The 6899-nt window shown below is 38.1% G+C and carries 5 protein-coding genes; 1 reads left to right on the top strand and 4 read right to left on the bottom strand.

Features of this window, described 5'->3' with window-relative positions; genetic code table 11:
- Positions 1–272: 272 nt before the first annotated feature.
- Positions 273–1445, bottom strand: a complete 1173-nt coding sequence (locus B2X72_RS03930) for an MFS transporter (RefSeq protein ID WP_182332949.1) — start codon at positions 1443–1445, stop codon at positions 273–275.
- 340 nt (positions 1446–1785) lie between these two features.
- Positions 1786–2535, bottom strand: a complete 750-nt coding sequence (locus B2X72_RS03935; RefSeq protein WP_286848351.1) for a TrmH family RNA methyltransferase — start codon at positions 2533–2535, stop codon at positions 1786–1788.
- Positions 2536–2543: 8 nt separating this feature from the next.
- On the opposite strand from B2X72_RS03935, the gene B2X72_RS03940 reads away from it, so the two are divergent.
- Entirely contained in the window at positions 2544–4895 is a 2352-nt protein-coding gene (locus B2X72_RS03940; protein WP_286848353.1) for a BamA/TamA family outer membrane protein, read from the top strand.
- 69 nt (positions 4896–4964) lie between these two features.
- Here B2X72_RS03940 and B2X72_RS03945 read toward each other — a convergent pair whose 3' ends face one another.
- Together B2X72_RS03945 and B2X72_RS03950 are read right to left on the bottom strand one after the other, a co-directional pair.
- Positions 4965–5492, bottom strand: coding sequence for a hypothetical protein (locus tag B2X72_RS03945; RefSeq protein WP_286848354.1), 528 nt, complete (start codon positions 5490–5492; stop codon positions 4965–4967).
- A 421-nt stretch (positions 5493–5913) separates the two neighbouring features.
- Positions 5914–6654, bottom strand: a complete 741-nt coding sequence (locus B2X72_RS03950; RefSeq protein ID WP_286848355.1) for a hypothetical protein — start codon at positions 6652–6654, stop codon at positions 5914–5916.
- Between the last annotated feature and the right edge of the window lie 245 nt (positions 6655–6899).

Here is a 6899-nt window from a genome sequence, read left to right on the forward strand (position 1 = left end):
AAACATTTAAATTTATCATGGCGGTGTGTTATAATTTTGCAATTTAAATATAGCAACTTTGCTATATCCAAACACCGCCACTTTTTAAACGTTTAGGACGCAAGTGATGCAATATAATTGCGTGGCATATAAAAACATGTATTCGATCTTATCTGTTCTTCTCGGTACTCGAATTACTGCGCAGTTTACTGATTTCTCCGCTATCCATTGAGAAATACATTTAAAGAGGAAATGAGGTTTTGTCCTGCATGAGTTTGTAAAAGCAATAAAGGCTAGTGGGCTTTGTGCTTTCTCTGCCAGCTCAGCATATAGGTCAGTGCCAGTAGCAAAACTACTGCATTGGCATACATAATGACTGGAATCCGGAGGATAACATCACTATAGTATAATCCAGCGAGCAGTGCGCCAAGCCCTATTCCAGCTTCAAGTGAGATATACATGGTTGCTACTGCCTTGCCCCGATGTTCAGGTAGGCTTAGGTCGATCGTCCAAGCATTGACGGCAGGGGAGAGTATACCTGTGCCCACGCCATAGATGCTTGCGCCGATCATCATTCCAATGAAACTATTGCCCATACCGATAGCAACGAGTGCAATAGCAATAATGACTATTCCGACAACAATGACTTTTGGTCTCCCGTAACGGTCCGAAACTTTGCCGGATACGAAACGTATCAGCACCGATGCGATTGTAAATGCCAGAAAAAATAGCCCTTTATTTTTAAGTCCCAGGTATTCACTCCAATCGGGAATTAAAGTTAAAATGACTCCATAAGCGGTATAAGATAAAAACGTGACGATTCCAGCTGGAAGGGCACGCCATTCAATAATATCCTTGCGGTTTATTTTGAGCATGGAAAGATTGAATTTTTCTTTTTTCGCCAGTGTTTCTTTCATGTTAATGACGATAAGAATGGAGAGAAGTGCCATGAAAGAAGAACAATAAAACATAACATTGATACCAAAGGCCTCGAAAATGGCACTTCCAATTGCTGGGCCAACAGCTGTACCGACGCTAAAAGCCAGTCCATGCATGCCAAGAGCCTCACCCCATCTTTTTTGAGGAACCAGATCGGCGACATACGCAGAAGTTGAGGTAGGTTTAAAACCGGTGGAAAAACCATGTATCAATCGTAAGAATAGGAAGCCCGCGACTGACGTTAAAATGGGATAAAGAAAACCACAGATGAAACAGACGATGGATCCAATTGCCATGACCGGTACACGTCCCCACCGATCGGTCAATTTACCACTAAAAGGCCGCGAAATTCCAGCAGTCAAAGTAAACAATGCTATAATTAGCCCTTTGTACTCCGCACCCCCCAAACTGCTCAGATAATTGGGTAGTTCCGGAATAATCATATTGAAACTAGAAGAAAATAGGAGTGAGCTTAAGCAAAGTAAAATAAATTGTAACGTATAGATGGATTTCTGTTCAGCGGGCATGGTGTAATTTTATCGTGTGTGAATATTCAAAAAAGAACATGGATAGCGGTATCGATCCGTCTTTCAATTGAACTGTTCAAATGTACAGTTTTTGGAGCGATTAAGCTTTTTCTTTTGATAAAAATTAATCGAATCTTTTAAACGAATAGAAAAATGTCGCTACGGGGCTTTTTCTCTATTAAAATTGATATTTTTCATGAAGATCAGAGTTTAAATATGGAAGGGTATATCCAGCCACCTTTCATACCGACTTGGGCTTTGCCGTCGCAGAGATTGAAGATTTGGAAGGAAATAGGATTGGATTACATCAAAAGCTCTAAGTATCAAATAGAATCTGTTTTTAGGTCAATTTTTGTCTGGAAATCTCACTACAGAAGATCGTTGTTGCTACGGCTACATTCAATGATTCGGCTTGCCCTAGGCGAGGTATAGTGACAGCTTGATCGATCAAAGCTATTATTTCGTCGCTGATGCCATTTCCTTCGTTACCCATAACAATTAGCCCCTCATCAGCCCATACAGTCTGATAAATGGATTGACCATCAAGTAGGGCGCCATATACTTTCAATCCAGTAGCCGGAATAAAATCAGTTAAATCAGTATAGTGGATCTGCAGTCTTGCCAATGAGCCCATAGTTGCTTGCACTACTTTCGGATTGTAAGCGTTTACAGTGCCAATGGAACAGATAATATGTTCGATTCCAAACCACTCCGCCGTGCGGATAATTGTCCCAAGATTGCCTGGATCCTGCACATCATCGAGTACAAGGCTAAACTTATTTTTTAAATTACTTGGTACAATTTTTTGCTGTAAAGGAAGTTTGACCAAAGCGAGTATACCTTGTGGCGATTTCAGTGCACTAATCTTTTGGAATTCAGTTTCCGTTAGTTCATGGGATTTTATATTATGCGAGATTTTACCCACTTTTGTGTTGGCGTCGTCCGTGTAGAAAATAGACTCAACCTCATAACTTGATGAAATAAATTCCATCACGGATTTTATACCCTCAACGATAAACAGGCCGTGTTGTTTTCTATACTTTTTATTTTGTAGAGACGTTATTAGACTGATTTGCGCTTTTGACAACATTTTTATTGATGATTAAGTATACTCGTTTTATCGGATTTGCAAGTATAACGCTTTTAGTGTTATTTTTTGCATCATGCCGGTCTTCAAAATATCTTGACGATGACCAAGCTCTGGTTACAAAAGTACAGATTTCTGGTGTCACCCCTGCATTGAAAGAATCATCCGAAACGTATATTTCCAATCAAATAAGACCCAATTCAAGGGTAAATCTATTTATTTACAATACGTTCAATACTAAAAACGGACGCTATAAAACCAAGAAAATTCGGAATGTCGGCGAACCACCTCACTTGCTGGATTCGGCAATGGTAGATTTGTCTGCCAATCAAATCCGGCGTTTTCTATTTTCAAAAGGTTACTTTAAAGCTAAGGTCGAACCTACGATTTCAGTTTCCAAAAAGCGAGCACATATCGATTTTAAAGTAGATGAAGGTGTTCCTTATCAAGTTAGAAATATAGATCGAAAATTTGAGGATGAAGATATAAAGGCAATATTTGAACGGGAGGTACTTCCTAAAACTTCCGTAAAATCCAATACCCAGTACGATGCCGCAAAGTTGCTTGATGAGCGGGAGAAACTTTATGTTTCGATGCGAAACAATGGGTATTACGATTATGTAAGGCAATATATGCGTGCTGGGGTCGATTCAACTCTCGATGGACCTTTGATCGACTTGAAAATTAATGTCGAAAATCCATCTGACTCTACGATACATAAAAAGTATCAAATAGATAGTGTTTATATGACGATAAGGAATTATGGAACAATCTCGAAGAAGGAGCCACGTCGTATCCTAGATTCTGCAAAACGCCTTTTATTTATTGATGAAACGAATAGTTTCAGATGGAAACCTTTGGAACGTTATATGTATTTACGCTCAGGTCAGTACTATTCCTTGCGGGAGGAAAATAAATCCTATGACCGATTGTACGAGATGAATGGTTTTCGTTCTGTCAAAATGCAGTTTGTCAAAAAAGATTCCAATAAACTCGATGTGCACTATGATTTCGTTCCAAGACCTCGTATGGGAAACCAGATAGAGGGGGAGTATACTTTTAGATCAGGTATGAGCGGATTCAATATTGGAAATACATTCTCACAACGCAATATCTTTGGTGGTTCGGAGCAATTGGAAGTGAAATTACGTTATGGCGTATTGTTTGATCCGCGTTTAGCAGGAGGGCTTTCCAGTAAAATATTCAATAACGATTTTCAAGCGGGCGTAAATTTGGTTATTCCTCGTCTGATGGTGCCCTTTCATATTAATCCAGGGGGGAAGTTTGGTTTGCCCAAAACGACCTACTCGATGACATTGCAGTTGTTCGATCAAGATAAAACCTATTCAAACCGCTATTTTATCACATCGCTGAATTACTCTTGGTATGAAACAGAAAATAAGTACCATAGTTTTACGCCTATCGTTTTGGAGTATCGGGATGGACGCTTGGATTCCAATTTTCGGAACAAGCTTGTACAGGAAGGCTACCAGTTGTATGTACGTAGCAACGATCGCCAGTATTTTGGTTTAGGAACACAATATACCTTTATCCTGAATGGCAAGAAATTGAATAGCAAGGAGGATTTTCAATATTTCAGAGGAACATTGGACGTGAGTGGAAACGTGCTGGACCTTATTAGCTCCTTAGCAAAATTGCCCAAGAATGCTGACGGTGAGAAAAAAATATTTGGTGTGCCCTTTCTTCAATACGCCAAGACAGAATTCGATTATCGTTTATACCGAAATCTTGGTGGAAATAGGCAGTTTGTCTTCCGTTTTAATCCAGGGATAGCGATTCCTTATGGTAATAACTCTAAACTGTTGATTTTTGAAAAGAGCTTTTATAGTGGGGGGATGAATGGTATACGCGCTTGGCAGGCGCGTACCCTGGGACCAGGTGCCTATAACCGGCAGAGTCTTAGTGAGGATTTGCGTTTAAACCTGCGTAATTTGGATCAGTTGGGGGAGATTAAGCTGGAAGCGAATGCGGAGTATCGATTCAGATTACTTAATAACTTCCTGGGCGCGAAGATGAATGGAGCGACATTTGTGGATATGGGAAATGTTTGGCGACTGAAGAAGGATGAAGAACTAAATCCGGGTGGAGAGTTTAAATTCAATAAATTCCTTGGGCAAGTCGCCATCGGTACCGGTTTCGGACTTCGTTTCGATTCGGACTATTTTGTGATTCGCTTAGATGCCGGGCTTAAACTAAAAGATCCACAATTCTCAGGTGCTGATCAATGGGTTATCAAGCACTTCTTTGATTCCAAGGAATTTAAGGCACAATATTATGAAACCCATAGACCCGACAGATACAATTTTATTCAATACAATTTTGGAATCGGTATGCCGTTCTAATGTACAATCGTTTTGTTATGATTTACTTTGATCACATCAATTGATAGGATTTCCCGAGAGATCGTGTTGTCAACCGATGAGATTTTTGAGACTTGAAAATATAGATTCAAAAATTTTACTCAAGTCTAAACCCTGTGAATGGTTGAATAAAAAGAAAACTATAGCCAGTGCGATCGCTGTCAAAATCACTTTTTTAAACATGTAAGCTATTCCTAATACAATGGCCGGGATAATCAAAAACATCAATCCGCTAATGGCAAAAGGAGAGAGTCCGCTATCGCTCTTATAGATATAAAATAAGCGACCTTTGGAAGTTTGTTGATTCTTATGGCTAAAGAATACAAATGTTGATGACTCAATTTTCTGATTAGGGACAGCGACACCCTCATGAAATTGTAGTGCTTGCGAGAAACCATTGATTGTAAATAGATAATTGCCATGGATGTTTTCATTGGTGTTTCCAAGTGAATCCAATGCAACTACAGCCAATTTTCCATTTTTGGAAAGGTTTTCTTTTACGATAAAGTTTTGGATATTTTGCTCTTGAGCAGCCGCCCAAAAAGGTATCAGTAATAGAAAAAATATAATCTTTTTCATCGTTTTATTTTTATTCAACTCGCTTATTTCCCTTTTTAGGGCCTATTTCCGTAGCGTCAATATCGTTTGGAAGATCAGTAGCATTAATATACTGAATCCGATTTCCTTGAAATGAGACTGCAATTTTAGGGATTTTAATTTTCTTTTGAAAATCTTTAACTATACGAATGTTGAAACCTTTGTAAATAGGCTCGAGGGTTTTTCATTATTCATCAGAAGAAGGTACGATCTCCTGCTTCAGTTAATCCTCCTTTTATTTTCTTCTATGGGTAAATTGTAAGTGTTATCCTCGTTGGGTAAAGCATACGAATTGCTTTTATCTGTGTCTTTTGCTAGTTCATCTATAATTAAATCGATAATATTTTGGTCCATCGTAACGTTGGATTATTCACTTATAAAATAGACTAATTTCTAGAAAAATTTAGTTCTTTGAAAGTTCTTGGATCAATTGCAATTTCACTGCGTCATTTAGAATACCTTTTGGATCATCAATGATTACCGTTCCAAAGATATCCTTTTTAATCGACGCCCGGTTTCCATTGTTATCGCTGGCTTCATAATTTCCAAATATATCCTTTCTAACTGAAACTCGATTTCCGCTATTGTCTTCAATCGTTTTACCACCTAGAATATCAGTTCTCACTGTGGTACGTTGACCATTGCTATTTTCGATAGTGAGATTATCAAGAATATCTTTTGTTATCCGGCTTGAATTACCTTTGTTGTCTCGAATTTCCAGATTTCCTAAAATATCTTTGGATATCGTTGAGCTATTACCTTGATTATCTCGGATGTCGAGACCTCCAAAAATATTTTTTGATACAGTTTTTACATTTCCTTTTTCATCATGTATTTCTAAATTACCGTGTATATTTTTTAAAACTGTAGATGAACTTCTGTCTAGATCGGGGATATCAAAATCGCCGCTGCTATTTTTTCTGATAGTAGTTTTATCTCCATCCTCATCTTTTACGACAATATTTCCTGAAAAATCTTCTTTTATGGTCAGTTTAATACCACTCTTATTGACAGTTGTATATTCACCCAGGCTACCCCGTCTAAATTTAATGGTATTTCTCCATGTGTCTGAAAGAATAACTTCTCCCCAGCTATCGGTTTCTATTTTTATAGAGTTTTTATCTAGCCCATCTGAAATTGCCATTTTAATCATGTACTTTTTTATATTGTTAGAAGGGGGATCGGACCATATTCGGGTATACTCTTCCGCTGTTGAAATTTTGGCTTCTGACGTTAAAGTAACTAATAGTAGTGAAAAACTGAATAAGAAATATATACGCATGATCTGTCTGTGATTTAATGTCAATATACGTTTTTTTCGCTACTTTCGTTATATTTAAACAGTAAGCGAAATAATTGATATTACAGTTCACTTGCGTCCTAAACGTT

The organism is Sphingobacterium sp. UBA7253 (assembly GCF_002472745.1).
GTDB lineage: Bacteria > Bacteroidota > Bacteroidia > Sphingobacteriales > Sphingobacteriaceae > Sphingobacterium > Sphingobacterium siyangense.